Genomic DNA, 25,088 nt, shown 5'->3' with positions numbered 1-25,088 from the left:
TCCTCAGCCCGAGCATAGGTTCCAGCATCTCCCAGTCGAAGCATAGGTTCCCGCGCCGCGGCAGGGGAACCAATCGGTCGCCGGACCGTTGGCTAGGGACAGGAGGTACTGTCATGAAGAAAATCATCCTAGCCGGTTTTGTGGCAAGCCTTGCCTTTTCCGGCGTCGCCCTGGCTCAGACCACGACAGTCATCGTTCCCGGCGAGGTCAAAACCTACGTCCTTCAGCAAACCAGCCCATCCGTGACCTATGACGGCACTGTCGTCGTGGGCGACCCCCTGCCCGACACGGTCGAGGTCTACCCGATCCCGCAGCAACCGACCTACGGCTATGTCGTCGTCAACCAGCAAAGGGTGCTGGTTGATCCGCAGAGCAGGCGGGTCATCGAGGTTCTGCAGTAGACCGGCACAACATGCCTGAAAAAAGAAGCCCGACGGAGACCGCCGGGCTTCTTTCAACAGGGGATCTGAGAGAACTCAATCTGAGAAACTCAGGCGACGGTCAGCTTGACGTCGATGTTGCCCTTGGTTGCATGGCTGTAGGGGCAAACGATATGCGCCTTCTGGACGAGATCTTCGAGCACGGCCTTGTCGACGCCCGGCGAAGAGATTTCGAGCGCAGCGTCGATGCCGAAGCCGGTGCCATCCTCGCGCGGACCGATGCCGACGGTTCCAGTCACCGTGGTGTCTTCCGGAAGCTTTACCTTCTCCTTGCCGGCCACGAATTTCAGCGCGCCGAGGAAGCAGGCCGAGTAGCCGGCTGCAAAGAGCTGCTCGGGATTGGTGCCGCGGGCGCCGTCGCCGCCAAGTTCCTTCGGAACGGTGAGCGTGACGTCGAGCACGCCGTCGGCGCTTTTGGCCTGGCCAGCGCGGCCACCGGTTGCGGATGCAGTGGTGCGGTAAAGAATGGGCATTGGCGGGGTCTCCTTTGCGTTTCCTGAGTGAATGCGATTTAGATAGCGCAAGATTCAATTGTACGCAAATTAATTTTGCAAATTGCATTTCGAGCGTCTTTTTGCGACAATGACGCATGGCGAACAAGGCGGCACATAGCGACACCATTCCCGAGGAAGCACTCGCGCTCGGCAAGCAGCTGTGTTTTGCGGTCTACTCTGCGGCGCATGCATTCAATCGCGCCTACAAGCCGCTGCTCGATCGTTTCGGCCTCACCTATCCCCAATATCTCGTGCTCCTGGCGCTCTGGCAACAGGACGAGATGACGGTCAAGCGGATCGGCGAGGAGATCGGTCTGGACTCAGGCACGTTGTCGCCGCTTCTCAAGCGCCTGGAGGCAGCTGGTTATGTCGGTCGCCAGCGCGACCCGAGCGACGAACGTCAGGTGATCGTGCGGCTGACGGACAAGGGCCAGGACCTGAAAAACGAGGCTTTCGGCATCCTGATCGGCATCAGCAAGGCCTCGGGATGCAGCCTGAAGCAAGCAGAAGATATTCGCGAGACGCTGCATCAGCTGACGCGGCAGCTCAATGCTGGCCCCGGCGAGGATTGACCGACCCGCCTTCCGCTCGACGCGGTGGGTGCTGTGCAGAAACGTGAGGGGCGGATATCCGCCCCTGCCCGTCATCAGATAACGAGGATCGGCGCCTTGCCGCGGACGCGATCGTAGAGATCCATGACATCCTGGTTGAGCATGCGCACGCAGCCCGACGAGACCGCCTTGCCGATCGACTTCCATTCCGGCGTGCCGTGAACACGGTAAAGCGTGTCCTGGCCGTTCTGGAAGATGTAGAGCGCGCGCGAACCAAGCGGATTGTTGAGGCCTGGGGCCATGCCGCCGTTCTGGGCCGAATAAGGCTTTAGCTGTGGCTGGCGGGCGACCATGCTGTCCGGCGGGGTCCAGCGCGGCCACTTCTGCTTCCACTGGATGACGCCGCGACCCGACCAGGCAAAACCCTCGCGACCGAGGCCGACGCCGTAACGCAGCGCCCGGCCACCCGGCTGGATCAGATAGAGGTAGCGGTCGCCGGTATCGACGACGATCGTGCCCGGTTGCTCGCCGAAGGGATCGCTGACCTCCTGGCGGTAGAAGCGCGCGTCGATCTGGCGATAGGGAATTTCCGGCACCTGATAGCCACTGTCGCTTACAGAGGCATAGATGTCCGAGACATAGAGGCCCTGCGGCGGAAGACCGGTTGGAACTGGCCCTGGGCCATCCTGCCTTTCATAGATGCCTTCGGCGCGCGGATCGGTAAACCGTCCCTCGACCGCTGGATTGCGGAACACCGGCGCCGTCTCATAGCGAAAGACATCCGTGTTCATCGACGAAGTGCAGCTCGCAAGACCGGCGGAGGCGAGCGCCACGCCGGACGAGCGAAGAAACTGGCGACGGGAGAAAAGGACTGAAGAGGACATCGAACTCTGGGGGCTTGAGTGCGGCATGAGGAGTGCTGCATGAATTTGCTTAACGAAATGCTACGCACAGCCCCCACGGATTGGGGCGATGCTTGCATTTACGGCTGGAACGAAGCTTGCGTCGAGAGGGTGGCAGGGCTCAAACGCTGTGGATACTGAACCGCGGCTGCAGCATCAGCGCCTCGAAATCCGGAGCCGAGAGCGGCCGGCTGAAGAAGTAGCCCTGAATTTCGTCGCAACCGCTCTGGCGCAGGAATTCCACCTGGGCCTGGTTTTCCACACCCTCGGCAATGACACGAAGGCCGAGGTTCCGCGCAAGCGAAATGATCGCGGCGGTGATCGCGTTGTCGTCGAGATCCGTCGGAATGTCGGCGACGAAGGACCGGTCGATCTTCAGTCGGCGCACCGGGAAGCGCTTGAGCGCGCTCAAGCTCGAATAGCCGGTGCCGAAATCATCGATCGCCAGGTGCACCCCGATCGCCTGCAGCTCGTGCATGGTGGCGATCGCGCCAGGGACATCCTGCATGATCAGGCTCTCGGTCAGTTCCAGTTCGAGGCAGAACGGGTCAAGCCCGGTCTCTGCGAGAATTGCCGCGACATGGGCGGCCCAGTTGCGCTCACGGAACTGGCGCGCCGAAACGTTGACACTGATGATCAGCGGCGGCAGGCCGGCATCCTGCCAGGCCCTGGCCTGGCGGCAGGCCGCGCGCAGCACCCAGTCGCCGATCGGCACGATCAGCCCGGTTTCTTCGGCGAGCGGAATGAACGCCGCCGGCGAGACCGTGCCGCGTTCGGGGTGGCGCCAGCGCAGCAAGGCTTCGGCCGCGAAAACGCGGCCAGTCGCCAGATTCATCTGCGGCTGGAACTGCAGGAAGAACTCTTGCCGCGCGAGCGCCTGGCGCAGCTCCTCCTGCTGCTTGAGCTTCTCATGCGCCTTGGCGGCCATCTCTTCGGTGAAGACCTGCAGGTTGTTGCGGCCGAGCTCCTTGGCCCGGTACATCGCCATGTCGGCATTGGCGAGCAGTTCGCCGACCGTCTTGCCCTGATTGGGAAAACAGGCGACCCCCATGCTGCAGGTGACCTGCAGGCTGCGGCCCTCGATCTGCATCGGCGCGGCGATCGCTCGCCGGATATCCTCGAGCCGAGCCAGCACGATATCGCGCTCGCAGGGAAGCCCGTTCAAAAGCAGGATGAATTCATCGCCGCCGACCCGCACGACCATGTCGGACTTGCGCACCGAAGCGCGCATGCGCGAGGCCGTGACCTTCAAGAGTTCGTCGCCGGCGGCGTGGCCGAGCGTATCGTTGACCAGCTTGAAATTGTCGAGATCGAGGAAGGCGAGCACCGCCCACTGGCCGCTGCCGCGCAGGGCTTCCAGCGCCTCGGCGACCTGTTCCTCGAACTGTGCGCGGTTGGGCAGACCGGTCAGCGCGTCGTGGTGCGCCATGAAGCTGATGCGATCTTCCGCCTGCTTGCGCTCGATCGCGATGCCGGCGAGATGCGCCGCCATGGCGATCAGTTCCTTTTGTCCGTCGTCGGGCACGCCGACGACATCTGAATAGAGCGCGAAGGTGCCGAGCACCTTGCGCTCACGCGAATGGATCGGGGTCGACCAACAGGAGCGGAAGCCGTAGGGAAGCACCAGCTCGCGATAATCGTCCCAGAGCGGATCGACCTGAATATCCGAGACGATCACCTGCTCGCCGCGCCAGGCGGCCGTGCCGCAGGAGCCCATGCGCGGGCCGATCTCGACGCCGTGGATGGTCGCACAATAGGCCTCGTCGAGGCTTGGCGCAGCGCCGTGGAAGAGATAGCGGCCATCGGGCGACAGCAGCAGCACCGAGCCCTTGATGCCCGGCATCAAGGCTTCGATCAACAGGATCATGTCGCGGAAGAAGGCGTCGAGCGGCCGGCCGTTGGCGATCATCTCAAGCAGGCGCGCCTGCCCTTCGAGCAGCCGCTCGGCCGCCTTGCGGTCGGAGATGTCACGCGAAACGCCGACGATGCCGACGATCTTGCCGCTCTTGTTGCGCAGCGGCACCTTGGAGGTCATCAGCCAGCGATCGCGGCCCTTGCTGACGATGGCCCGTTCCTCGATGCCGAAGATCGGCTCGCCGGTTTCGATGACGCGACGCTCGATGTCGGCAATCGCCTTGGCCATCTGCGGCGGATGGAGATCGAAATCGGTCTTGCCGACGATATCCTTCATGGCTTCGAGCCCGTTGTCGGCAACCGTCACCTGATTGGCGATCAGGAACCGCCCCTCCACATCCTTGGCGTAGATGTAGTCCGGCACATGGTTGATGATCGTCTCCAACCAGTAGTGGCGATCGGCGATATCGGGTTCGCTCGGAAAGATGCGCGCGACCTCCTCGGCCAGCCGATTGCTGGCGTCGATCAGGCGGCGCGTTTCCGCGTTGCCGCCGGCATTGAGAGCGGCATATCGCGGATTGCGGGACGTGTTCTTCGCCAAGCAAGGCCTCCCGACGCTCTTCGCCGCGTCGCTGGTCGATCTTTCCCCACTTCACGTTAGACGAGCAAGAGTTAGCTCTTCCTAAAGAACTGTAGAAAAATCGTGTAGAGGTTGCAACGGTCAAGTTGCAAGAGGCGATAGAAGGGGTGGACGACGCCACCCCTTAATGTCCGCTCAGGACAACCGCCGACGTACCGGTGCAACGCGCATCAGCAATTGATCGACGATCACCATGACGACGATCGCGATGCCCGTCAACGGAAACGCCAGCCCGAAGACAATGGCCATGAGCCACAAGCCCACATAGACGCTGCGCCGCGGCGGCATCGGGGGCACGCCGATGCGTCCCGCCGGGCGCCGCTTCCACCACATGATGACGGCGGAAAGGGAAACGAGCACGATAGAAATGCAGGCGGCCAGCATCAGGAGCTGGTTGACGCGCCCCCATTCCTGCCCCTTGTGCACGTTGATGCTCCATTCGATGGCCTTGCCGAACGCCGGGTAATCGCCAAAGGAAATGTCGACGAGCGGCTTGCCGGAATATTGATCGATATGGATCGTGCGCTCCCGCGCAAGGTCGGCGGGAAAGATGGCGGCCGTATAGACGGCAGTCTCGTCGAGCGGGATCGCGAGCTCGTAGCCGGGCAGCATGCCCTCAGCATCCGCGATCGCGACGGCGCGATCGATCCCGACCGGCTCGCCCGCGCCACCGCTGGACGCCGGAACCGGCGCGTTTTCCATCAGCCAATTGGCCCTGGGCAACACGTCGGTCGACACCTTGCTGGAGGTCGGGACCTCATCCCAAAGCGCTGCCGGATAGCCGAGCCCCATCGCCGTCAGCTTGCCGTTGACCGTTGCACCCCAATAGCCGGACCACAGAAGCCCGGAGAAGGCAAGAAAGACGATCAGCAGGCCGGCGCCGATACCGGTCACCGCATGGAGATCGCGCCAGAACACCCGGCGTGCCGGCGTGCCGCGCACGGTCAACACACCGCCGGTCTGCTGGCGCGGCCACCAGAGATAGATGCCGGTGAAAACCAACAGGATGGCAAAGCCCGCAACGATCTCGATGATTGTTTCGACCGACTTGCCGAAATAGTCGAGGCTGTGCAGGTCCTCAACCACCTGGTTGAACTCCTCCGATGGCGCGACCCGGTCGAGGATCGCGCCGGTGTAGGGATCGACGAAGACCAGCATGCGCGCCTTGCCGATGCCGACGGTGACGCGTGCGGAGCGATCCGCGCCGGCCGGCGTGCGATAGGAGACGGCAGCGCTGCCCGGCACGGACTCCACCGCCGTCGCGACGATCGCCGAGGGCGACATCCGTTCGGCGCCCACTGGCACGACGTTGCGGTAGGCAAAGACGGTATCGTCGATCTCGTCGTTGAACAGATAAAGCCCCCCGGTCAGCGCCAGGCTGATCATGAAGGGGATGACGAGCAGGCCGGCAAAGAAGTGCCAGCGCCAGATGGCACGGTAGAGCGAGATGCCGCGCTCTGTGGCCGCGGGGCTGTCCACGGCATTGGTGAAGGATGCGGTTGTCATGGTTTTCTCCGGGAAGGACCGTTTGCACGGCTTCGCCTCTTGGTGATCGGGACGACCGCCGATCACGGCAATGCGCGTCGAAGATGGACGCCCCAAGGCCAATCAGCTGTCGTTCAAGCGCGTATCAGGCGGAGAAAACCGTTGGTGGCGCCCTTGGCCCTGCTCCGGTTAAGAGCACCGAGCGAACGAAACCGAAATCGCCAGCTGGAACGGAAAGCGGGCGCGCGCGGGCTTGCGACGGCAAGACGATCGGGTAAGGCGCCGGTAGGTCGGCGGGCGCAACCAGGCAGCAGGACTGGCAGCCGTGGCCCTTCGTGCCACCTTTTCCATCGGGATCGTCGTGGACAGAGAGGCAAAGATCGGCAAGGCTGCCATCCGGGAGGACGTAGGCGATAGCATCCGGCGACCGCGGCATGGCGGCGGCCGGTTGCTGGATCAAGGCCGAAACGACGAGAACCAGCGCGCAAAGCATGCGCGCCGCCAAGTTCGTCAACCGATCCCCTAAAAGCCCTGCCAAATGCATCCCCAAATCGACGGGTGACAGCTAAAGATCTGCGACCGCAAACGCAAGTCGGCAAAGCGCCGCACGGACCATCAAAAGATTTCATGTGTGCTATCAGCGCCGCCCGCTTCCGTCACTCCCGATGCTTGCCTAAGACAGGCGACAACGCAGGACGGGAGGAACACGGCATGCTGACGATCTATGGGGTTTATCGCTCGCGCGCATCGCGCAATTACTGGATGGCGCGAGAACTCGGCATCCCTTTCCAATCGGTACCGGTCATCCAGGCACGCCGCGTCGCCGATCCGTTGGCTGCTGATGCGCCGATCAACACCAAGTCGCTCGCCTTCCTCGCCGTCAATCCGATGGGGCTGATCCCGGCGATCGAGGATGATGGCGTGGTGCTGACGGAATCGCTTGCCAACAATCTCTATCTCGCGCGCAAGTATGGCGGCCCACTGGCGCCTGCCGATATCGCCGAGGAAGGCTTGATCGGCAACTGGACGATGTGGGCGGCGACCGAGGTCGAGCCGCACACCGTAGAGATCATCCTGACCTACGACTGCGGCGCCGAGAACACGGATGAAGGCAAGGCGATGATCGCCAGATGCGTGACGTCGCTCGACAAGGTCTTTGCCCGCATGGAAAGCCACCTCGACGGACGCGACTATCTCGTCGGCGATCGCTTCACCGTCGCCGACCTCAATCTTGCGGAGGTCTTCCGCTACGCCATGAGCCAGACGCAGCTGTTCGACAAGCATCCGCGGGTTTCGGCCTGGCTTGCCCGTTGCCATGCCCGCCCGGCCTTCAAGGCGATGATGGAAGAACGCCTGAAAGAACTGGCGGACTGAGCGGTCAATAAGGGGGGCCTCCCTCCGATCAGCCCATGGTCGCCGCGTCGAAGCGAACGCGCGGCGCCTTGATGTCGAGCAGGCGCATGCCCTCCTCCACCTCATCACGAACCCAGCGCTTGAACGCCTTGGCGGCCTTGCTTTCGCGCCGTGACGGCGCGCTGACGAAGTAGTGGCCGAAGCCCGTCGGCACCCGGATGCCGAACGGTACCACAAGGCTGCCCTGCGCGATTGCAAAGCCGGCGAGTGTCTGCCAGGCGAGCATCACCCCCTGGCCGGAGATCGCGGCATCGAGCACCAGCGACGCCTCATTGAAGGTGTGGCGCACGTTCACTTCCGCGCCCGAGAGCCCGACTTCGCGGAGCCACACCTCCCAGCTGAACATCGAATGGCCGTCGATAACAGCGGGCAGTTTTAGAATATCTGCAGGCTTCCGAAGCCCTTCGGCCATGGCCGGCGAACAGACCGGAAAAACCTCCTGCTGCAACAGCGGCTCGGATTTCACGCCCGGCCACTCGCCCGTACCAACGCGAATGCCGACATCCACATCCGACGTGTCGAGATTGACGAGCTTTGTCGTCGCGTCGATGCGCAGGCGAATGTCGGGATGCCGTTCGGCAAAACGGTTGAGCCGATAGACCAGCCAGCGGGCGGCAAAGACCGGCGCGACCGAGATGGTCAGCACCGACTCGTCGCGGCGGCGCGCTGAAGCCACGGCCTCTGCCAGCTCGTGAAAGGCGTTGCTGATGCGCGCGAGGAAGCGCTCGCCGAAATCGGTGGGCACGAGGCCGCGCGGGGTGCGCTCGAACAACACGCGGCCGAGCTGGGCCTCCGCCTTGGCAATCTGCTGGCTGACGGCGCCAGGGGTCACGCCCAATTCGTCCGCCGCGGCGGCCAGCGATCCCAGCCTGCCGGCAGCCTCGACGGCGCGCAGCCCGTTCAAATGTACCGTGTTCAGATCTCTCATATAGTTTTTCTAAACACGATCTCTGCCATTCTCAATTGAAAAGGTGACAGGACAGGCGGATCATCCAAGCATCGAAAGGATGGTCCGCCATGTTTAGGCTTCTCTCGAAACTGACGCCGCTCAAAACATCCGACGACCGAAAGGACGATGCGCCGCTCGCCTGGGCGCGCGATCCGCTGCAGCATCCGGATCTCGAACGGATGGATGGGCGCGAACTCGGTGACCTGCCCTTCCCGGGCTGGCCGTGGCCACGCACGGCGGAGTGCACCGGCAGCCGCCTCTAGGACCTGCGGCTTTGAAGCTGCACTATGATATGCTGGCCGGATGAGCGACGATCTCGAGCGCAACTTCATCCGTGTCGTCAGGCTGGCGGAGGCCGCAGGCCTGCCCGAAGTGACGATCGGCACGTCCTACGGTACGCCGGCGCTGCTGGTGAAAGACAAGAGTTTTGTGCGCATGAAGGATGGCGAGACGCTGGTCGTCATGTGCGCGCTCGAAGAAAAGGAAATGCTGCTGGAGCTCGACCCGGGGCTCTACTTTCAAACGGATCACTACAAGGGCTGGCCCGCTATGCTGGTGCGGCTTTCGGAAATCGACAACCAAAGCCTAACCGGGCGGCTGGTTGCCGCCTGGCGCGAGAAGGCGCCAAGGCGGCTCGCCGCGAGCTTCCTCGAGCCAGGTCAGGCTCCGCCGCCGACCTTGTAGACCAGGCAGACCTTGCCACCATCCAGTCGCTTCACGTTATCGAGCTGCACATGATGGCGCTCCGCCACGGTGTCGAACAGCGCCTTGCCCTTGCCGACCACGAGCGGGTGGATGGTGAGACGCAGTTCGGCGATCAGGCCGTGGTCCATCAGGCTCGACACCGTGCGCGCGCCGCCGACGACATAGATAGTGCGGCCCGGCGCCTGCCTGAGCGTCTCGATTTCGGAGACGTCGCGCACGATCCTGGCGTTTTCCCATTCGACGTCGGAACAGGTTTTCGAGAGGACATAATGCGGCGTGCCAAGCGCAAAGTCCGCATATTCGATTTCTTCGGGCGTCGGCAACTGGCCGGTGAACTCCAGCGGCGCATGCGGGTCGCGCTTGATCGCGCTCCAATACTGCTCGTAGCCCGAATACATGCCGTTCCCCAGGACGCAGGCGTCGATCTCGGGCAGGAGGTCGAACGTATCCGACCAGGAATCGACCCAGTCCGTATAGCCATCCGGCCCGTCGATCAGACCGTCGATGGACATCTGCATGCCTGCAACCACCTTGCGCATCGTCATTGTCTCCCTGTTGGCGTTACACGCCAAGGACGCGCGGCAGACGGGAAGCCCGACATCCCAGGCAAAATAATCCTGGCTACGCGGGGACTTCGCCGAACGGACGGCTCTTCCATTTCCAAGCCGGCGCCTATACCGGTTAAGCGAACAGCCGGACAGGTATTTCCATGATCGTTCGCAACCGCCCCACCCTTTTGAAACTCTTCTTCATCCTCCGGGGTTCGGTCATCCAGCGGATTTTTCCGCAAGTGCTGTTCGTCTTTGCGCTCTCCGCTTTCGTCGTCTGGGCGCACCGCGTCGATCCCGGCCTGGTGCCGAGCGTCAGCAGCGGCCCCTTCGCGTTGCTCGGCATCGCGCTCTCCGTGTTTCTCGGCTTCCGCAACAATGCCTGCTACGACCGCTGGTGGGAGGCGCGGAAGGACTGGGGACAGTTGATCTTCACCGCACGCGACCTCGCCCGCCAGACGCTGATCCTTGCCGGAACCGAGCGGCAGCGCCTGCTCGACATCACGATCGCCTTTGGCCACGCGCTGGTCTGCCATCTGCGGCCGGGAAGCGATGTCGGTAGACCGCTAGCGCGGCTGCCGACAGATCTCGTTGCCGGCTACAAGGCAAGCCGCAACGGACCGGACTTTCTTCTGCGCGAAATGGGCGGCATTCTCGCCGGACTGCACGGAACCGGCACGATCAGCGACTTTCAGTGGGCGCAGCTGGATGGCACGCTCGGCAAGATGTCGGCCATGCTTGCGGCCTGCGAGCGGATCCGCAACACCCCCGTGCCGTTCGGCTATACGCTGCTCCTGCACCGCACCGCCTATCTCTTCTGCTTTCTGCTGCCCTTCGGCTTTGCCGATGCGCTCGGCTGGGCGACGCCCTTCGTCACCGCGCTTGTCGCATACACCTTCTTCGGCCTCGACGCGCTCGGCGACGAGCTGGAGGAGCCGTTCGGCGTGTTGCCGAACGACTTGCCGATCGTTGCGCTTGCCGAGACCATCGAAATCAACCTGCGCGAAGCGCTGGGCGAGACCAACCTTCCGCCTCTGCCGCAGCCGAAGAACTACATCCTGATGTAGCCGCAACTGCCGAGGCGTCAGACCTTCAGCATCGCCAGCACCCGGGCGACGGCTGGACGTGCGGTCATGCGGTTGCGGTGATCGACGATTTTTGGGAAGCGCGCGGGATCCACACCGTCCGGCTCGATCCAGCCGGCGACGGTGAAGAGATAGGGATCGGCGATCGAATAGCTGTCGCCAAAAACGAACGGCCCTTCGAACATCTTGCTTTCGATCAGTTCGTAGCAGGCGGTCATGTTGGAGGCGACCTTGGCCTTCATCGCCTCATGCGCGGCCGGATCGTCGGCCCAGCGTGCGCCACGGCGGCCATGGGCGTGGGCAATATGCACCGTCGAGCAGAGGTAATTCAGAAACGACTGCAACTGCGCGAAGGCGAAGGCGTCGTTCGCCGGAGCGAGCTTCGCAGCTGAAAAGGCCTGCGCGATGTAGGTCAGGATCGCCGGCGTTTCGGTGATGACGCCCCTGTCGGTCACGAGCGCTGGGACCCGCGCCTTCGGGTTCACCGCGAGATAGTCGGGCTTGGTCTGCTCGGCTGTCGAAAAATCGACACGGCGCGCCTCGTATTCGGCGCCCGCTTCTTCCAGCGCGATATGCGAAGCCAGTGAACAGGTTGCGGGGGCGTAGAACAGTTTCAACACTTTGAGCTCTCCTCTGCGATCATGCGGACCGGTTGACGTGATGTCGATGGACCGAACCGGCTCTGTCAATTCCATGGATAGAAGCGGCATGCGCGCGGAGAACCGCACGCTTCCTGCCGTGTCGCTCCAAAGCAAAGACCGGCTGCAGAAGAAAGGAAGTCACCCCAATTGACAAGCAGAAGTGGCAAGGCGCCACAGATCGCTGCCGTCCGCCGTCGGTTAGGGGTGCCCGGCAGGCTACAACTGCCGGGCCTGCACGTTCACGCGACCAGCGGCTCGCTGCAGCCGGGTACGTCCTCCAGGCGATAATAGACGGGAATGCCGCGCTCGCGGGCAATGCGCACGTCGTTATCGGCCCCCTTGCTGTCGCCCGGCAGGCGCAGAACGGCCTCGCAAAGCGCCAGCAACCGGCCCGCCACAGGATGAAAAATCTCCTCATAGAGATCGTCGCCGATCCGCGCGCCGCCAGCCGCATGCCAGACCGGCAGCGCCACCCACTCGCCGATCATCGGCACGTGGCCTGCCTTGAACAGCGCATAGGACGGCTCTTCCAGCCGCTTCAGGTTGGCGGCCATTTTCGCCGGGTCGTCCCCGGTTCCCGAACGATAGGGGCCTGCGATCAAGATCAGCATTTTTCTCTCCCGAGATGCTATGAACGATCCAGATTATTCTGGAATAATCGTGATATTTCGTGCAATATCGTGAAGAGTCAAGGAGACATTTCATGCTGACGATACAGAGGCGGGCTTTGATTTCGGCGCGGCTGGCGCGAGATGGCGAGGTCGTCGCCAAGCGCATGGCTGACGAGTTGAACCTGTCCGAGGACACGATCCGGCGCGATCTGCGCGAAATGGCGGCGGAGGGACTGCTGAAGCGCGTGCACGGCGGCGCGCTGCCTCTGGTGCCGCCGCTGCCCAACTTTGCGGCGCGTCAGGAGATCGCCGGCGACGTCAAACGCCGGCTCGGACAAAAGGCGGCTGCGATGATCGAAGCCGGTCAGACAATCTTTCTCGATGGCGGCACGAGCAATGCAGAGATTGCCCGGGCGCTGCCGCGCGACATGCGGCTGACCGTCGTCACCCACAGCCCGACGATCGCCGCCGAACTCGAGCGCCACGAAGCGGAGGTTATCCTGATCGGCGGGCGGCTCTACAAGCATTCGATGGTCGCGACGGGAGCAGCAGCGCTTGCGGCGATTGCCGGCATCCGAGCCGACCTGTTCTTCCTCGGCGTCACCGCCATTCACCCGGCCCACGGTGTTTCAACCGGCGACTTCGAGGAGGCGGCCGTCAAGCGGGCGATCCTCGGCCAGGTCGCGGAAACCTACGTGCTCGCAACGGTGGAAAAATTCGATGCGGTCTCGCCGCACCACGTGGCCGCGATCCCTGAGCTCTCGGGCTTCATCGTTCCCAACGAGATCAGCGACGACATGCTCGCCCCTTATGACGGCACGGACATTGCGATCATCGGCGCTTGATGGCGCACTGCGCCGACAGCGGAACGTCGGGAAAGTGAGCGGGCCGAGACGGCCCGCCACAGTTCAGGCGGCGAAAGCGTCGGTCACTCGGACGTCGCCGACATGGATGCCGTTCCAGTTGTGCATGGAATGGTTGGCCTGCGCCATCAGCGCCGCGTGCAGCTCGGGCTCGTCCCTGAAGAAGCGGGCAAGCGTTGCCGCGACGATGGCTTCGGCAGCCCGGGTCGTACCATCTTCGCACTTCAAAGCGATCGCGATGCCTTTTTCCGGAATGGCGGCGCAGAACACACCTTCCGCCCCGGTCTTGGCAAAGATGCGGCCGGGCGCCGTCTTCATCAGCCGCGTGCAGGCGCGCTTGGTGCCAGCAACGAAAAAGGGCTCGGCCATGCAGGCCTCGATCAGCCGCCGCGAGACGCGGGCGCGCTCGGCTTCAAGGCCGACGCCGGTCGCCATCTTCGCGAAACCGTGTGCGAGCCCCTTCAGCGGCACCGCATAGGTCGGGATCGAGCAGCCGTCGACGCCGCAATTGTCCTTGGCAAGGATCGCGCCCGTCAGGCTTTCCATAGCGCCGCGGATTTCGCGCTGCAGCGGATGGTCGTAGCCGACATAACCCTTCACCTCCGTGCCCGAATGGCAGCAGGCACAGATGAAGCCGGAATGTTTGCCGGAGCAATTGTTGTGCAGCGCCGTCGCCGCTTCCAGGCTGCGGGCCTGGCCGATCAGGGTCTTCTGGTCGGACGACCAATGGGCGCCGCATTCGAGCGCCGAGACATCGCGGCCGGCGGCGGCCAGCATCTTGGCGGCCAGTTCCACATGTTCCGGCTCACCGGAATGGGACGAACAGGCAAGCGCCAGTTCCCGGTTGCCGAAGCCGAAGGCGTCGGCCGCGCCGCTTTCCATCAGCGGCAGCGCCTGCATCGCCTTGCAGGCCGAGCGCGGGAAGACGGCGCTGTCGGTTTCGCCCAGCGAGAAGACGGTCCGGCCGTCGCCGTCGACGGCAATGACCACGCCGCGGTGGCGGCTTTCGACGAGGTTTCCGCGGGTAACTTCGACGAGAACGGGATTTGACATGCCTTGCCCTCAAATATCCGAAATTGCTCCGTGCATTTAGCAGGATTTTACCGGCAAGAAACGGAGTTTTCATGAAATTCGCCCGCAGGCTGGCCGCTGCTTTTCTCGTCATCTACCTGCTGCCGGCGTTGGCCTCGGCCGGCTGGTGGTACATGCAGGACCGGCCGCAAAGCTGGCGCGACGCCGATTGGTCCTCAGCCGGGATCCTGCCGAAGGCAACGGAAAGCGCAGACGCGGCGATCTACGTGTTCTCGGCGACCACGGGCGGCATGAAGGGTGCTGTCGCGAGCCACGCCTGGATCGTGACCAAGAATGAGGGCGCTGCCACTTACGATCGCTACGACAAGGTCGGCTGGGGCAAACCGATCCGCAAGAACGGCTATCCGGCGGATGCACGCTGGTACTCGAATGAGCCGCGGCTGGTCGTCTCGGTGACCGGCGCTGACGCCACGCGGCTGATCCCGAAGATCGAGGCGGCGATCGCCAGCTACCCTTACGCTTCGCCTGGCGGCTACCGGATCTGGCCCGGCCCGAACTCCAACACCTTCGTCGCCCACGTGCTGCGAACCGTACCGGAACTCGGCGCCGTGCTACCGCCGGACGCAGTCGGCCGCGACTATCTGCCGGAGGGAAAGCTGTTCCAGATCGATGCCGACGGGCGCGACCTGCACGCGACGTTCTATGGCCTGGCCGGTATCTCGGCGGGTGTTCGCAGCGGCCTCGAGCTGCATTTCTTCGGCCTTGTCGCCGGTTTCGACTTCGCCAATCCCGGCATCAAGGTTCCGGCGATCGGACGCATCGGCATATGATGGTCCAGGCTTGACGGGCCATCGCTTAGGTTGAGCGCCGGTGGTTTGCATTGCATGGTGCGCCGGTCGAATCAGGAGGACGCGCCCGCATGCATGAAATACCGATCAGGAGCTTTGCTGTTTCGGTTGTCGTTCTCCGCCCGGCTGGGAGCACCTTCGAGGTTCTCCTTCTCAAGCGCACCGGAACACTTGCGGGAACCTGGTGCCAAGTCGCCGGCGCGATCGAAGCGAATGAAACGGCCTGGCAGGCGGGCCTGCGCGAAGTCGAGGAGGAAACGGGCCTGCGGCCCGACCGTTTCTATTCCGCCGACATCTGCGAGCAGTTTTACGAGGCCGACTGCAATGCCATCAGCCTGCTGCCCGTCTTCGTCGGCTTTGCAGCCAAGGGCGCCACGGTCCGGCTCAATGCCGAACACAGCGCGTTTCGCTGGGTGAGCTTTGACGAAGCGCTCCGCATGGTGCCCTTTGCCGGGCAAAGGAAAGTGCTGAAGCATATCCGGGACGAGTTCGTCGACAACGAACCGAACCCTTGGCTGCTGATCCAGGAAACGGCGCCGGTCGGATCGGCCGGTTAGGCGAGGCTTGATGCTGAGCCAAGTGCTAAAAATGGAAAAGGGCCGCGCGAGGCGACCCTTCCATGAGTTTTGGCCGTATGACTGGCCCGGGCTTTCAGACCCGAAGGAAGGCGGGGATTATGCCGAGGGCTGCCTCGACACCTTCACCTCTTCCATGCCCTTCACCAAGACCGAAATCTCATTAGACATTGGACCACCTTCCTTTCTGTTCGTTGCTGATGATTTGAAGGTAAGCGATCCATCAGCGATTACAAGGGCGACGATGGTCGAAGATCGTTTTCCTCTTCGCCGCCGATCACAGGCCTGACGATCGTTCCGATCACAGGGACATGATGATCTTGCCGACATGGTCGCCCTGCTCCATCTGGCGATGGCCGTCGGCGACCGCGCTGAAAGGCAGGACGGAATGGATGACCGGCGCGACCTTGCCCGTTTCCAGCAGCGGCCAGACCTTCTCAACCAGACCGTCGCGGATCGCCTGCTTTTCCGCCGCCGTGCGCGGACGTAAGGCCGAGCCCATGACATGCAGCCGCTTGGTCAGGATCGGCGCGATGTTCGCCCCTTCAACCTTGGCGCCGCCGAGGAAGGCGATGATCGACAGACGGCCGTCCTTGGCGAGCGAACCGATGTTGCGGTCGAAATAGCGGCCGCCGACCATGTCGAGAATGACATCGACGCCACGCCCGCCGGTCTCTTCGAGAACGACCGTCTTGAAGTCCTCGTCGCGATAGTTGATCGCCCGCTTGGCGCCGAGCGCTTCGCAGGCGCGGCATTTCTCGGTGCTGCCGGCAGTGACGAAGACCTCGGCGCCGAAGGCCTTGGCGAGCTGGATCGCCGTCGTGCCGATGCCGCTGGAGCCGCCATGGATGAGGATGGTTTCGCCCGCTTTCAGCCCGGCCATATCGAAGACATTGGCCCAGACGGTGAAGAAGGTTTCCGGCAGGGCGGCCGCCTTCACGGCGTCATAACCCCTAGGCCAGGCGAGCGCCTGGGTCGCGGGCACCGCCGTATATTCCGCATAGCCGCCGCCATTGGCGAGCGCGCAGACCTTGTCGCCGATCCGGAAGCCTTGAGCCCCCTCGCCGAGCGCCACGACTTCGCCCGCCACTTCCAGGCCGAGGATCGGGCTTGCGCCCGGCGGTGGCGGATAGTCGCCCTTGCGCTGCAAAACGTCGGGACGGTTGATGCCCGCCGCCTCCACCCGAACGAGGATGTCGCCCGGCTTGAGCTCTGGCAACGGCCCCTTCGCGAGCACCATGTTCTCAGGCCCGCCCGGGGCTGGAAGGTCGACGAATTGCATTTCCAATGGAAGAGACATGGCACTACCTCGCGAATTCTCAAGGCGCATAGGTAGCGCCGGAAACGCGAGGCGAAAAGGCTGATTGTCGAACGACCGGTCGTCGAAAGCGAAGCTCAGCCGCCGAGTGCATCCATGACAAGACCGGTATCGCTCGCCTTGGCGCGCGACTTGATCTCGGCGATGCGGGCGCTGACGGCCTGGGCGTCGGAGAAAACAAAGCCTTCGGGCAGCCCCAGGACGGCAATCGAGCAGCGCATCAGCGGAAAATCCTTCGCCGAGCCGTCACGGCCGTAGCCGCTGATGCGGCCCTCCGCCTGATGCTCCGGCGAATAGAGCTGGCCTACGTCGGAGCGGAAATCGTCGAGCAGGCGGTTCAGCACCGCTTCCAGCTCCTCGACCGAACAGCCGTTGACACCGACGAAGAAGTCGTCGCCGCCGACATGACCGAGGAATTTCTCCTCGCCGATGAAATGGCGGCGCAGCAGGGCGGCAAAGAGCGTGATCGCGAGATCGCCCTTCTGGAAACCGTAGGTATCGTTGAAGGGCTTGAAGTCGTCGAAATCGCAATAGCAGAAGTAACGCGCATGATCGCCGTCGAGGATCGCGTCCTGGACATAGTCGCGGATGGCGCGGTTGCCGGGCAGACCCGTCAGCGGATTCTGCTCCTGCGCCATCTTCAATTGTTTTTCGTTGATAATCTTCAAAAGCGACGAGGCCGAGAGCGTGCCGGCGTAGCGCATGTTCTCCGTCAGGATCAGGCAATCGCTGCCGTCCATTCCGGCGAAGATCTTCAGCATTTCATCCGCTGGCGTGTCGAGATCGGCGATCGGCGCCGGGCTGGCGAAGTGCGAAATCCGCCGCTGGTAGATCCGGTTCTTCAGGAGATCGCGGCCGAAAGGGTGATAGATCAACTCCTTGACGTGATACTCGTGCAGGATGCCGCGCGGCTCGCCATTGGCGTTCAGGACTGGGAAGAATCCCTGGCGCGGATTGCGCCGGAAGAGATCGAAGACGGAATCGAGTTCGTCACTTTCGCGAACGGTCGGCAGTTGCTCGATCTGCTTGCGGATCAGGATGCCGTCCAGCGTCGACGAGGACCGCCGGCTGGCGACGCTCTGGTCGAGATGCGGATAGGCAGGCAGAAGTTCGCTCAGATGCGTCGTCGGCCGGGCGACGTAATAACCCTGCACCAGATCGCAACCGAGGTCGCGACAGGTCAGAAACTCCGCCTCCGTCTCCACGCCTTCGGCAATCACCCGCGTGCCGAGCACATGGGCGGTGTTGACCGTGTGGCGGACGAGATGGCGCTTGCGGGCATCGGCCTCGATGCCCGAGACGAAGTGTCTGTCGATCTTCACATAGTCGACCGGCTGGTCGCAGAGCAGCTTCAGCCCGTTGAAGCCGGCGCCGAAATCGTCAATCGCCAGCTTGAAACCGGCAAGCCGGAGATCACGCACGAGGGCCGAGAAATCCGGCATCTTGCCGCCATCGAAGCGCTCGGAAAGCTCGAAACAGAGTGACGACGGGGCGATATTGGCGCGCTTCAAGTGGTTGACGAGGCGTTCGACGATGTCGCCTTCACCGCCAACGAGGCGTGAGTCGAAGTTGAGGAACAGCGTGCGGGCGGAATGATCGGGCAGCGTTGCAAAGCCGGCGACGGCGCGGCTGTTGATCATGTGTTCGAGCGCCAGCAGCTGCCCTTCTTCTTCCGCCTTGTCGAGCAGCTCCAGCGGCGAGGCAAAGCCAAGTTTCTGAAAGCCGCGCATCAGGGATTCGTAGCCGAAGACGGTGCCGGTCGCCGCTTCTGCGATCGGCTGGAAGGCGGTTTCGATCACCAACTTGGCGAGCGTTACGATCTGGTCGTCGCCAAACCGGCGCAACGAGAGAATTTCGGCGGGGGCGGCGGACATGCCGGGCTCCAGAAATATGGGACGGACGGTCGAACGCCGGCAGCATGGCCAGCAAGCGTCAACGAAGTCTTTCCCCATTATGAAGCTTTGATGAAAGCTATGTGACAGCCGCAACTGCGTCAATCAGATGCAAACACTCTAATGAAATCAGTAGTTTCATGAGCAAGTCCTGCGATCGGTCGGCGTCTGCCCCATCCTGACCGTCGCGCCAGGATGGTTCAGACGAGAACGAGCAATGTCAGGTATCCGGCACCGATGACCAGGCAGAGCGGACCGTAGATGCGACGGTCGAGCGTCACGAAGGGCTCCGTGCCGTGGCGTTGGTGGAACGCGGTGGTGAAGGCCAGGAGGCCACGGGCGACGAAGATGGCGGCAAGCCCCGCAAGGCCGCCATGGCCGAGGATCGGCGGCAAAAGCCCTGCAAAGACGGGCGTCACGGACAATGGCAGGAGCGCCGCCGCAAAGAGGAGTACGACGACGACCAGCGTCAGCCAGACCGGCGGCATCGCCGACCGGTGCTTCGTGCCGACCACCGTGCGGACAAGCGTTTCTTCGTCGTCACAGGGCCAAAGTCCGCCGAACGCCCAGTAGGCATGCAGCCCGGCGATACCGGAAAGAACGAGGAAAAGCAGGATCGCGATTGCCGCCAACATGATGGGTTCCTTGCTTGCCTGTGGGCGGACCGCCTCAAGCGGTTACGGTTGACGGAGACCCTTTGCCCGACCGCACGCCGATCGCCGCGAGCGCGGCCATGAGGAGAAAGACCGCCCATTGCGGCGTGGTCGAGAGAGAACCGAGATAGGCAAACCCGTAGCCGATGAAGAGCACAGCATAGGCGAGATATTGCACGATCACCGCAGCGGCCAACGGCGCACGGTAACGCCCGTTCACGGCGGCAAACAGCAGGGCGATACTGTTGATCAGGAGGATGGCGCTCGTCGCGTGCCAGAGAAGCGAGACATAGGTTTTAAGCAGCGCCGAGGGGCTGCTTGCAAGCAAAGGCACATGCACCTCCGGCCCGCCGGCAAAGAGATGAATGCCCGTTGTCGCCAGGGACAGGATGCCCGCTGCCAGAAGCCATTTGCTCATGCCTTCGCCTCCAACCTTCACCATACGGCAGCGTATGTACGCGACCTGGTTGCATCAGTCAATACGGTGGCGTATGGAAGGCCATGACGACAAAAAGCACCCTCACGAGCGATGATTGGATCAAGGCCGCCTTCCGCGCACTGACGACCGGCGGCGTGCAGGCGATCCGGGCCGAGGCGATCGCCCGCGACCTGAAGGTGAGCAAGGGCTCCTTCTATTGGCATTTCAAGGATGTGCCGGATCTTAAGGCAAAGATGCTAGCCCATTGGGCGCGCGAAGCGACAGACGCGATCATCGCGGAAATCGAAGCCGTGGAAGTAACGGCGCAGGAGCGATTGCGGTTGTTGGTGCATGCCGCGACCGACGAACGCAGCCTTCCCTATGGCGGCTTGCTGACGGACGGCGCGGTCCGCGAATGGGCGCGCTTCGACACCATGGCCGCCATGACCCTTAAGTCCGTCGACGAACGCCGCCTTGGCTACATTGCCGACCTGCTCGGTCATTGCGGATTTTCGTCAAGTGAGAGCCGCAGCGGCGCCAGCGCGCTCTACGGCGCGCTGATCGGACTTGAGGCGCTCGCTGCAAACGGTCTTGCCGATCTTCGCGGCGATCTGCTCCGGCTGCTCGAGGCGCTGCTCGGCAGCAGAACCTCGCGCTAAACTCAGCCCTTGGCCAGAACGCCGAAGGCGATCAGCGACAAGCCCTGCATGACGAGGTCGACGGCGAGAAACAGGCCGAGGATCCAGAGGCTGTTGACCGGCCAGCCGGCAGCGATGATCAGGCCGGCCACAAGCGTGACCAGACCGCCGAGTGCAACCCAGCCCCAGCCCTGCAGCGGCCTGAGCTTCAGGCCAACCCAGATGCGGAAGCAACCCGCGACGATCAAGGCGATCGCCATGATAAAGGTGAGGAAGGACGAGGCGAGCACGGGATTGATGAAGGCAAAAAGGCCGGCGATCGTATAGCAGGCGCCGCTCAGGCCCCAGTAGAGCACACTGTCCCAGCCCTTTACCTGAAAGGCGTGGGCGAGATTGAACAGCCCGCCGACCAGCATGATGATCCCGACATAATAGACGGACGCGACCGTCGCCATCAGCAGATTGCCGAAGGCAAGGCCGCCGCACATGATCAACAGCACGCCGAGGGCGACGAACCACCCCCATTTACCGGCAACCGCTGACTTGTCGGCTCGATCGAATGCGTGGGTCATCTCAACCTCCAGTCCTTTGCAACGCGAGATCGCTAACGCGGGGATTGAGCCGGATTTCTGCACAAAAGGAAAGTGAAAACACAGTCGATTTTTATTGATTGATGAGTCAATCAAAAATAGACTGATCATCGTCAAGGGAGAGACGGATGCCAAAGGTCGGGATGGAACCGGTGCGCCGCAAGGCGCTGGTCGACGCAGCGCTGCGCGTGATCGGCGATCAGGGCACGCTTGCCGTCACCATGTCCGAGATCGCCCGCCACGCCGGCGTTTCCCCTGCCCTTGCCCACCACTATTTCGGCAGCAAGGAACAATTGCTGATCGAGACCATCCGCAGCCTTCTAAGGCAATTGCGCGACGACACGGTGACGGCGCTCCGCACCGTGGCAGGCCCGCGCGAAAGGCTGAGCGCGCTCATCCGCGTCTCCTTCCAGGCAAGCCAGTTCGCCCCTGATACGATCGCCGCCTGGCTTGCCTTTTACTCGGAAGCGCAGCGCTCGGAAGAGGTGCGGCGGCTGCTCGTGGTCTATGCCCGGCGCCTGCGATCCAATCTGCTGGCGAGCCTCAAGACGCTTTGTGCCGATGATGACGCGGAACGCATTGCCGAAGGCGCAGCTGCGATGATCGACGGGCTCTATATCCGCCAGAGTCTGCGCTCCGCGCCGATCAGCATCGAAGCTTCGATCGCGCTTACCGAAGACTATGTCACCTCGCACATCGATCGGCTCACATACCAGGGAACGGCCGCATGACCGCAAGACCGAACATCCTGATCATCATGGTCGACCAGCTGAACGGAAAGTTCTTTCCCGACGGACCGGCCGCGTTCCTGCATGCGCCGCACCTGAAGGCACTCGCCGCCCGCTCGGCCCGGTTCCGCAACAATTACACCTCGTCGCCGCTCTGCGCCCCTGCCCGCGCCTCGTTCATGGCCGGGCAACTGCCGAGCCGCACCCGCGTCTACGACAACGCCGCCGAGTACCAGTCGTCGATCCCGACCTATGCACACCACCTGCGCCGCGCCGGCTACTACACGGCGCTGTCGGGCAAGATGCATTTCGTCGGCCCGGACCAACTGCACGGCTTCGAGGAACGGCTGACGACCGACATCTACCCGGCCGATTTCGGCTGGACGCCGGACTATCGCAAACCCGGCGAGCGCATCGACTGGTGGTACCACAATCTCGGCTCGGTCACCGGCGCCGGCGTCGCCGAGATCACCAACCAGATGGAATATGACGACGAGGTCGCCTTCCTTGCCAACCAGAAGCTCTACCAGCTGTCGCGCGAAAACGATGACGCGGAGCGCCGCCCCTGGTGCCTGACGGTCTCGTTCACCCACCCGCACGACCCTTACGTGGCGCGAAAGAAGTTCTGGGACCTCTACGAGGATTGCGAGCATCTGTTGCCCGAGGTCGGCATGCTGCCGGACGACCGGCAGGATCCGCATTCCAAGCGCATCATGCATTCCTGCGACTACGTCAATTTTGACCTGACGGAAGACAACATCCGCCGCTCGCGCCGCGCCTATTTCGCCAACATTTCCTATCTTGACGAAAAAGTCGGCGAACTTCTGGATACGTTGACGCGCACCCGCATGCTCGACGACACGCTGATCCTCTTCTGCTCGGATCACGGCGATATGCTTGGCGAGCGCGGACTGTGGTTCAAGATGAACTTCTTTGAGGGTTCTGCCCGCGTGCCGCTGATGGTCGCCGGCCCCGGCGTCGCAGCCGGCCTGCATCTGGCGCCGACCTCCAATCTCGACGTGACGCCGACGCTTGCCGACCTCGCCGGCATTACCATGGACGAGGTCAAGCCCTGGACCGATGGCATCAGCCTGGTGCCCATGATCAACGGCGAGGAGCGCTCAGAGCCGGTGCTGATGGAATATGCGGCGGAAGCCTCCTACGCGCCGCTGGTCGCCATCCGCGAAGGCAAATGGAAATACATCCACTGTGCGCTCGATCCCGACCAGCTCTACGATCTCGAAGCGGATCCGCTGGAACTGACAAACCTCGCTGCCAAGCCCGAAACGCCGGTACAGGCGGCAACCCTGCAGGCGTTCCAGGACATGTGCGCCGCCCATTGGGACATGGAAGGTTTCGATGCGGCCGTGCGCGAAAGCCAGGCCAGGCGCTGGGTGGTCTACGAGGCGCTCAGGAACGGCGCCTATTACCCTTGGGATCACCAGCCGCTGCAGAAGGCATCCGAGCGCTACATGCGCAACCATATGAACCTCGACAATCTCGAGGAATCCAAACGCTATCCGCGGGGAGAATGACATGAAAGCCCAACCGCAAGCCTCGCACTTCATCGACGGCGAATATGTCGAGGACATCGAAGGCACTGTCATCGAGAGCATCTACCCGGCGACCGGCGAAGTGATCGCCCGGCTGCATGCGGCAACGCCGGCGATCGTCGAAAAGGCGATTGCCGCTGCCAAGCGCGCCCAGCCGGAATGGGCCGCGATGAGCCCGACGGCGCGCGGCCGGGTCCTTAAGCGCGCCGCCGAGATCATGCGCGAGCGCAACCGCGAGCTCTCCGAGCTCGAAACGCTCGACACCGGCAAGCCGATCCAGGAGACGATCGTCGCGGATCCGACCTCCGGCGCCGACAGTTTCGAGTTCTTTGGCGGCGTCATCGCCACCGCCCTCAATGGCGACTACATCCCGCTTGGCGGCGACTTTGCCTATACCAAGCGCGTGCCGCTTGGCGTCTGCGTCGGGATCGGCGCCTGGAACTATCCGCAGCAGATCGCCTGCTGGAAGGGCGCGCCGGCGCTCGCCGCCGGCAACGCCATGGTCTTCAAGCCCTCGGAAAACACGCCGCTCGGCGCCCTGAAGATCGCCGAAATTCTCGTCGAAGCCGGCCTGCCGAAGGGCCTCTACAATGTCATCCAGGGCGATCGCGCCACCGGGCCCCTGCTCGTCAACCATCCCGACGTCGCCAAGGTATCGCTGACAGGCTCCGTTCCGACCGGCAAGAAGGTGGCGGGTGCAGCAGCGGCCGAACTCAAGCACGTCACGATGGAACTCGGCGGCAAGTCGCCGCTGATCGTCTTCGACGATGCCGACCTCGAAAGCGCCATCGGCGGCGCCATGCTCGGCAACTTCTATTCGACCGGGCAGGTCTGCTCGAACGGCACCCGCGTCTTCGTGCACAAGGGCATCAAGGAACAGTTCCTGACGCGGCTCAAAGCCCGCACCGAGGCGATCGTCATCGGCGACCCCATGGACGAGGCAACGCAGCTCGGGCCGATGGTCTCGGCGCCACAGCGCGACAAGGTCTTTTCCTATATCGAGAAGGGCAAGGCCGAAGGTGCGCGACTGGTGACCGGTGGCGGCATTCCGAATGCCGTGAACAGTGAAGGCACCTATATCCAGCCGACGGTCTTTGCCGACGTCACCGACGGCATGACGATCGCGCGCGAGGAAATCTTCGGGCCTGTCATGTGCGTGCTCGACTTCGACGACGAGGCCGAAGTGATCGCCCGCGCCAATGCCACCGAATTCGGCCTTTCGGCCGGCGTCTTCACCGCCGACATTACCCGCGCCCACCGCGTCGTCGACCAGCTGGAGGCCGGTACGCTGTGGATCAACACCTACAATCTCTGCCCGGTGGAAATCCCCTTCGGCGGCTCCAAGCAATCCGGCTTCGGCCGCGAGAATTCGGTCGCGGCGCTCAACCATTATAGCGAGCTGAAGACCGTCTATGTCGGCATGGGACCGGTGCAGGCGCCGTATTGAGATTGTTGATTTGGCCCTCCCCCTAGCCCTCTCCCCGCTCGCGGGGGAGAGGGGACGAGGCCTGCTCGCCAGACCACACGCGGCAACGCATAGGGACGTCAGAGAGGGAGCAAGACATATCCGCGTTTTCCTTCTCCCCGCCTGCGGGGAGAAGGTGGCGGCAGCCGGATGAGGGGCGGATCCCTCACCGTGCGTATGAGCGGCGCATCCCGTCA

Annotated in this window: 29 protein-coding genes; 14 read left to right on the top strand and 15 right to left on the bottom strand. The window is 63.1% G+C overall.

What is annotated here, in order from left to right; genetic code table 11:
* Positions 1-113: 113 nt before the first annotated feature.
* Positions 114-401, top strand: a complete 288-nt coding sequence (locus tag ASE71_RS15820) for a DUF1236 domain-containing protein (RefSeq protein ID WP_060516253.1) — start codon at positions 114-116, stop codon at positions 399-401.
* Between the two features lie 89 nt (positions 402-490).
* On the opposite strand, the gene ASE71_RS15815 is transcribed toward ASE71_RS15820, so the two are convergent.
* On the bottom strand, positions 491-913 hold the full coding sequence (locus ASE71_RS15815) for an organic hydroperoxide resistance protein (protein ID WP_043610962.1): 423 nt from the start codon (positions 911-913) through the stop codon (positions 491-493).
* 116 nt (positions 914-1,029) lie between these two features.
* Here ASE71_RS15815 and ASE71_RS15810 point away from each other — a divergent pair, with 116 nt between their 5' ends.
* Positions 1,030-1,506 carry a MarR family winged helix-turn-helix transcriptional regulator gene (locus ASE71_RS15810; RefSeq protein ID WP_060516254.1) on the top strand — a complete coding sequence of 159 codons (477 nt, stop codon included), beginning with the start codon at positions 1,030-1,032 and terminating at the stop codon, positions 1,504-1,506.
* Positions 1,507-1,580: 74 nt separating this feature from the next.
* On the opposite strand, the gene ASE71_RS15805 is transcribed toward ASE71_RS15810, so the two are convergent.
* The 4 genes from ASE71_RS15805 to ASE71_RS15790 form a co-directional block, all read right to left on the bottom strand.
* Positions 1,581-2,369, bottom strand: coding sequence for a L,D-transpeptidase family protein (locus ASE71_RS15805; protein WP_034789236.1), 789 nt, complete (start codon positions 2,367-2,369; stop codon positions 1,581-1,583).
* A gap of 139 nt (positions 2,370-2,508) precedes the next feature.
* Positions 2,509-4,842, bottom strand: a complete 2,334-nt coding sequence (locus tag ASE71_RS15800) for a putative bifunctional diguanylate cyclase/phosphodiesterase (protein WP_060516255.1) — start codon at positions 4,840-4,842, stop codon at positions 2,509-2,511.
* Positions 4,843-5,016: 174 nt separating this feature from the next.
* The gene (locus ASE71_RS15795; RefSeq protein ID WP_060516256.1) at positions 5,017-6,387 is read right to left on the bottom strand and encodes a PepSY-associated TM helix domain-containing protein; all 1,371 of its coding nucleotides are present in this window, start codon (positions 6,385-6,387) and stop codon (positions 5,017-5,019) included.
* Between the two features lie 124 nt (positions 6,388-6,511).
* The gene (locus ASE71_RS15790) at positions 6,512-6,880 is read right to left on the bottom strand and encodes a hypothetical protein (RefSeq protein WP_060516257.1); all 369 of its coding nucleotides are present in this window, start codon (positions 6,878-6,880) and stop codon (positions 6,512-6,514) included.
* A gap of 197 nt (positions 6,881-7,077) precedes the next feature.
* On the opposite strand from ASE71_RS15790, the gene ASE71_RS15785 reads away from it, so the two are divergent.
* Positions 7,078-7,740 carry a glutathione S-transferase family protein gene (locus ASE71_RS15785; protein WP_060516258.1) on the top strand — a complete coding sequence of 221 codons (663 nt, stop codon included), beginning with the start codon at positions 7,078-7,080 and terminating at the stop codon, positions 7,738-7,740.
* Positions 7,741-7,768: 28 nt separating this feature from the next.
* Here the strand turns inward: ASE71_RS15785 and ASE71_RS15780 are convergent, their stop codons facing one another.
* The gene (locus ASE71_RS15780) at positions 7,769-8,707 is read right to left on the bottom strand and encodes a LysR substrate-binding domain-containing protein (RefSeq protein WP_060516259.1); all 939 of its coding nucleotides are present in this window, start codon (positions 8,705-8,707) and stop codon (positions 7,769-7,771) included.
* Positions 8,708-8,796: 89 nt separating this feature from the next.
* Between ASE71_RS15780 and ASE71_RS15775 the strand changes: the two genes are divergently transcribed.
* Together ASE71_RS15775 and ASE71_RS15770 are read left to right on the top strand one after the other, a co-directional pair.
* Positions 8,797-8,991 carry a hypothetical protein gene (locus tag ASE71_RS15775; protein WP_034789229.1) on the top strand — a complete coding sequence of 65 codons (195 nt, stop codon included), beginning with the start codon at positions 8,797-8,799 and terminating at the stop codon, positions 8,989-8,991.
* 40 nt (positions 8,992-9,031) lie between these two features.
* Complete coding sequence (locus tag ASE71_RS15770) at positions 9,032-9,412, top strand: MmcQ/YjbR family DNA-binding protein (RefSeq protein ID WP_060516260.1); 381 nt, start codon at positions 9,032-9,034, stop codon at positions 9,410-9,412.
* Here ASE71_RS15770 and ASE71_RS15765 read toward each other — a convergent pair.
* Positions 9,388-9,972, bottom strand: a complete 585-nt coding sequence (locus tag ASE71_RS15765) for a dihydrofolate reductase family protein (protein ID WP_060516545.1) — start codon at positions 9,970-9,972, stop codon at positions 9,388-9,390. The genes ASE71_RS15770 and ASE71_RS15765 overlap by 25 nt on opposite strands.
* 170 nt (positions 9,973-10,142) lie before the next feature.
* On the opposite strand from ASE71_RS15765, the gene ASE71_RS15760 reads away from it, so the two are divergent.
* The gene (locus tag ASE71_RS15760) at positions 10,143-11,048 is read left to right on the top strand and encodes a bestrophin family protein (RefSeq protein ID WP_060516261.1); all 906 of its coding nucleotides are present in this window, start codon (positions 10,143-10,145) and stop codon (positions 11,046-11,048) included.
* Positions 11,049-11,065: 17 nt separating this feature from the next.
* On the opposite strand, the gene ASE71_RS15755 is transcribed toward ASE71_RS15760, so the two are convergent.
* A complete protein-coding gene (locus tag ASE71_RS15755; protein ID WP_060516547.1) occupies positions 11,066-11,686 on the bottom strand; it encodes a glutathione S-transferase family protein in 621 nt (206 codons plus the stop codon).
* A 260-nt stretch (positions 11,687-11,946) separates the two neighbouring features.
* Positions 11,947-12,318 (bottom strand): hypothetical protein, encoded by a 372-nt coding sequence (locus ASE71_RS15750; protein WP_060516262.1) that lies wholly within the window; start codon positions 12,316-12,318, stop codon positions 11,947-11,949.
* A 92-nt stretch (positions 12,319-12,410) separates the two neighbouring features.
* Between ASE71_RS15750 and ASE71_RS15745 the strand changes: the two genes are divergently transcribed.
* A complete protein-coding gene (locus ASE71_RS15745) occupies positions 12,411-13,163 on the top strand; it encodes a DeoR/GlpR family DNA-binding transcription regulator (protein ID WP_060516263.1) in 753 nt (250 codons plus the stop codon).
* A 63-nt stretch (positions 13,164-13,226) separates the two neighbouring features.
* Here the strand turns inward: ASE71_RS15745 and ASE71_RS15740 are convergent, their stop codons facing one another.
* Complete coding sequence (locus tag ASE71_RS15740; protein ID WP_060516264.1) at positions 13,227-14,234, bottom strand: asparaginase; 1,008 nt, start codon at positions 14,232-14,234, stop codon at positions 13,227-13,229.
* Between the two features lie 71 nt (positions 14,235-14,305).
* Here ASE71_RS15740 and ASE71_RS15735 point away from each other — a divergent pair, with 71 nt between their 5' ends.
* The 3 genes from ASE71_RS15735 (at position 14,306) to ASE71_RS15725 (ending at position 15,925) form a co-directional block, all read left to right on the top strand.
* Positions 14,306-15,043, top strand: coding sequence for a DUF3750 domain-containing protein (locus ASE71_RS15735; RefSeq protein ID WP_060516265.1), 738 nt, complete (start codon positions 14,306-14,308; stop codon positions 15,041-15,043).
* Between the two features lie 89 nt (positions 15,044-15,132).
* Positions 15,133-15,618, top strand: a complete 486-nt coding sequence (locus tag ASE71_RS15730; protein ID WP_060516266.1) for an NUDIX hydrolase — start codon at positions 15,133-15,135, stop codon at positions 15,616-15,618.
* 10 nt (positions 15,619-15,628) lie between these two features.
* On the top strand, positions 15,629-15,925 hold the full coding sequence (locus ASE71_RS15725; protein ID WP_034789220.1) for a hypothetical protein: 297 nt from the start codon (positions 15,629-15,631) through the stop codon (positions 15,923-15,925).
* Between the two features lie 12 nt (positions 15,926-15,937).
* On the opposite strand, the gene ASE71_RS15720 is transcribed toward ASE71_RS15725, so the two are convergent.
* The 4 genes from ASE71_RS15720 to ASE71_RS15705 form a co-directional block, all read right to left on the bottom strand.
* Complete coding sequence (locus ASE71_RS15720) at positions 15,938-16,936, bottom strand: NAD(P)H-quinone oxidoreductase (RefSeq protein ID WP_060516267.1); 999 nt, start codon at positions 16,934-16,936, stop codon at positions 15,938-15,940.
* 95 nt (positions 16,937-17,031) lie between these two features.
* Positions 17,032-18,828: a GGDEF domain-containing protein gene (locus ASE71_RS15715; RefSeq protein WP_060516268.1), complete on the bottom strand. Its 1,797-nt coding sequence runs from the start codon at positions 18,826-18,828 to the stop codon at positions 17,032-17,034.
* Between the two features lie 218 nt (positions 18,829-19,046).
* Positions 19,047-19,481 (bottom strand): DUF3995 domain-containing protein, encoded by a 435-nt coding sequence (locus ASE71_RS15710; RefSeq protein WP_051659152.1) that lies wholly within the window; start codon positions 19,479-19,481, stop codon positions 19,047-19,049.
* Positions 19,482-19,515: 34 nt separating this feature from the next.
* Positions 19,516-19,917, bottom strand: coding sequence for a hypothetical protein (locus ASE71_RS15705; RefSeq protein WP_060634956.1), 402 nt, complete (start codon positions 19,915-19,917; stop codon positions 19,516-19,518).
* Positions 19,918-20,000: 83 nt separating this feature from the next.
* On the opposite strand from ASE71_RS15705, the gene ASE71_RS15700 reads away from it, so the two are divergent.
* Positions 20,001-20,576, top strand: coding sequence for a TetR/AcrR family transcriptional regulator (locus ASE71_RS15700; RefSeq protein ID WP_034789212.1), 576 nt, complete (start codon positions 20,001-20,003; stop codon positions 20,574-20,576).
* Between the two features lie 2 nt (positions 20,577-20,578).
* Here ASE71_RS15700 and ASE71_RS15695 read toward each other — a convergent pair whose 3' ends face one another.
* On the bottom strand, positions 20,579-21,127 hold the full coding sequence (locus ASE71_RS15695; RefSeq protein ID WP_034789210.1) for an HdeD family acid-resistance protein: 549 nt from the start codon (positions 21,125-21,127) through the stop codon (positions 20,579-20,581).
* Positions 21,128-21,273: 146 nt separating this feature from the next.
* Between ASE71_RS15695 and betI the strand changes: the two genes are divergently transcribed.
* Genes betI through betB form a run of 3 tightly spaced genes read left to right on the top strand, consistent with a single transcriptional unit; the run spans position 21,274 to position 24,873 of the window.
* On the top strand, positions 21,274-21,876 hold the full coding sequence (betI, locus tag ASE71_RS15690) for a transcriptional regulator BetI (RefSeq protein WP_034789209.1): 603 nt from the start codon (positions 21,274-21,276) through the stop codon (positions 21,874-21,876).
* A complete protein-coding gene (betC, locus tag ASE71_RS15685) occupies positions 21,873-23,408 on the top strand; it encodes a choline-sulfatase (RefSeq protein ID WP_060516270.1) in 1,536 nt (511 codons plus the stop codon). The genes betI and betC overlap by 4 nt, the downstream gene beginning before the upstream one ends.
* Position 23,409: 1 nt before the next feature.
* Positions 23,410-24,873, top strand: a complete 1,464-nt coding sequence (gene betB / locus ASE71_RS15680; protein WP_060516271.1) for a betaine-aldehyde dehydrogenase — start codon at positions 23,410-23,412, stop codon at positions 24,871-24,873.
* The last annotated feature ends 215 nt before the right edge of the window (positions 24,874-25,088 follow it).

The sequence above is a fragment of the Ensifer sp. Root954 genome (assembly GCF_001429005.1).
Taxonomy (GTDB): Bacteria; Pseudomonadota; Alphaproteobacteria; order Rhizobiales; family Rhizobiaceae; genus Ensifer; species Ensifer adhaerens.
This window is presented reverse-complemented; position numbering and strand designations above follow the sequence as displayed.

Coding starts and splice junctions, on each gene's coding strand:
- ASE71_RS15820 (WP_060516253.1), top strand. CDS start 114: ATGAAGAAAATCATCCTAGCCGGTTTTGTGGCAAGCCTTGCCTTTTCC.
- ASE71_RS15815 (WP_043610962.1), bottom strand. CDS start 913: ATGCCCATTCTTTACCGCACCACTGCATCCGCAACCGGTGGCCGCGCT.
- ASE71_RS15810 (WP_060516254.1), top strand. CDS start 1,030: ATGGCGAACAAGGCGGCACATAGCGACACCATTCCCGAGGAAGCACTC.
- ASE71_RS15805 (WP_034789236.1), bottom strand. CDS start 2,369: ATGTCCTCTTCAGTCCTTTTCTCCCGTCGCCAGTTTCTTCGCTCGTCC.
- ASE71_RS15795 (WP_060516256.1), bottom strand. CDS start 6,387: ATGACAACCGCATCCTTCACCAATGCCGTGGACAGCCCCGCGGCCACA.
- ASE71_RS15785 (WP_060516258.1), top strand. CDS start 7,078: ATGCTGACGATCTATGGGGTTTATCGCTCGCGCGCATCGCGCAATTAC.
- ASE71_RS15780 (WP_060516259.1), bottom strand. CDS start 8,707: ATGAGAGATCTGAACACGGTACATTTGAACGGGCTGCGCGCCGTCGAG.
- ASE71_RS15775 (WP_034789229.1), top strand. CDS start 8,797: ATGTTTAGGCTTCTCTCGAAACTGACGCCGCTCAAAACATCCGACGAC.
- ASE71_RS15770 (WP_060516260.1), top strand. CDS start 9,032: ATGAGCGACGATCTCGAGCGCAACTTCATCCGTGTCGTCAGGCTGGCG.
- ASE71_RS15765 (WP_060516545.1), bottom strand. CDS start 9,972: ATGCGCAAGGTGGTTGCAGGCATGCAGATGTCCATCGACGGTCTGATC.
- ASE71_RS15760 (WP_060516261.1), top strand. CDS start 10,143: ATGATCGTTCGCAACCGCCCCACCCTTTTGAAACTCTTCTTCATCCTC.
- ASE71_RS15750 (WP_060516262.1), bottom strand. CDS start 12,318: ATGCTGATCTTGATCGCAGGCCCCTATCGTTCGGGAACCGGGGACGAC.
- ASE71_RS15745 (WP_060516263.1), top strand. CDS start 12,411: ATGCTGACGATACAGAGGCGGGCTTTGATTTCGGCGCGGCTGGCGCGA.
- ASE71_RS15740 (WP_060516264.1), bottom strand. CDS start 14,234: ATGTCAAATCCCGTTCTCGTCGAAGTTACCCGCGGAAACCTCGTCGAA.
- ASE71_RS15735 (WP_060516265.1), top strand. CDS start 14,306: ATGAAATTCGCCCGCAGGCTGGCCGCTGCTTTTCTCGTCATCTACCTG.
- ASE71_RS15730 (WP_060516266.1), top strand. CDS start 15,133: ATGCATGAAATACCGATCAGGAGCTTTGCTGTTTCGGTTGTCGTTCTC.
- ASE71_RS15725 (WP_034789220.1), top strand. CDS start 15,629: ATGCTGAGCCAAGTGCTAAAAATGGAAAAGGGCCGCGCGAGGCGACCC.
- ASE71_RS15720 (WP_060516267.1), bottom strand. CDS start 16,936: ATGTCTCTTCCATTGGAAATGCAATTCGTCGACCTTCCAGCCCCGGGC.
- ASE71_RS15715 (WP_060516268.1), bottom strand. CDS start 18,828: ATGTCCGCCGCCCCCGCCGAAATTCTCTCGTTGCGCCGGTTTGGCGAC.
- ASE71_RS15710 (WP_051659152.1), bottom strand. CDS start 19,481: ATGTTGGCGGCAATCGCGATCCTGCTTTTCCTCGTTCTTTCCGGTATC.
- ASE71_RS15705 (WP_060634956.1), bottom strand. CDS start 19,917: ATGAGCAAATGGCTTCTGGCAGCGGGCATCCTGTCCCTGGCGACAACG.
- ASE71_RS15700 (WP_034789212.1), top strand. CDS start 20,001: ATGACGACAAAAAGCACCCTCACGAGCGATGATTGGATCAAGGCCGCC.
- ASE71_RS15695 (WP_034789210.1), bottom strand. CDS start 21,127: ATGACCCACGCATTCGATCGAGCCGACAAGTCAGCGGTTGCCGGTAAA.
- betI (WP_034789209.1), top strand. CDS start 21,274: ATGCCAAAGGTCGGGATGGAACCGGTGCGCCGCAAGGCGCTGGTCGAC.
- betC (WP_060516270.1), top strand. CDS start 21,873: ATGACCGCAAGACCGAACATCCTGATCATCATGGTCGACCAGCTGAAC.
- betB (WP_060516271.1), top strand. CDS start 23,410: ATGAAAGCCCAACCGCAAGCCTCGCACTTCATCGACGGCGAATATGTC.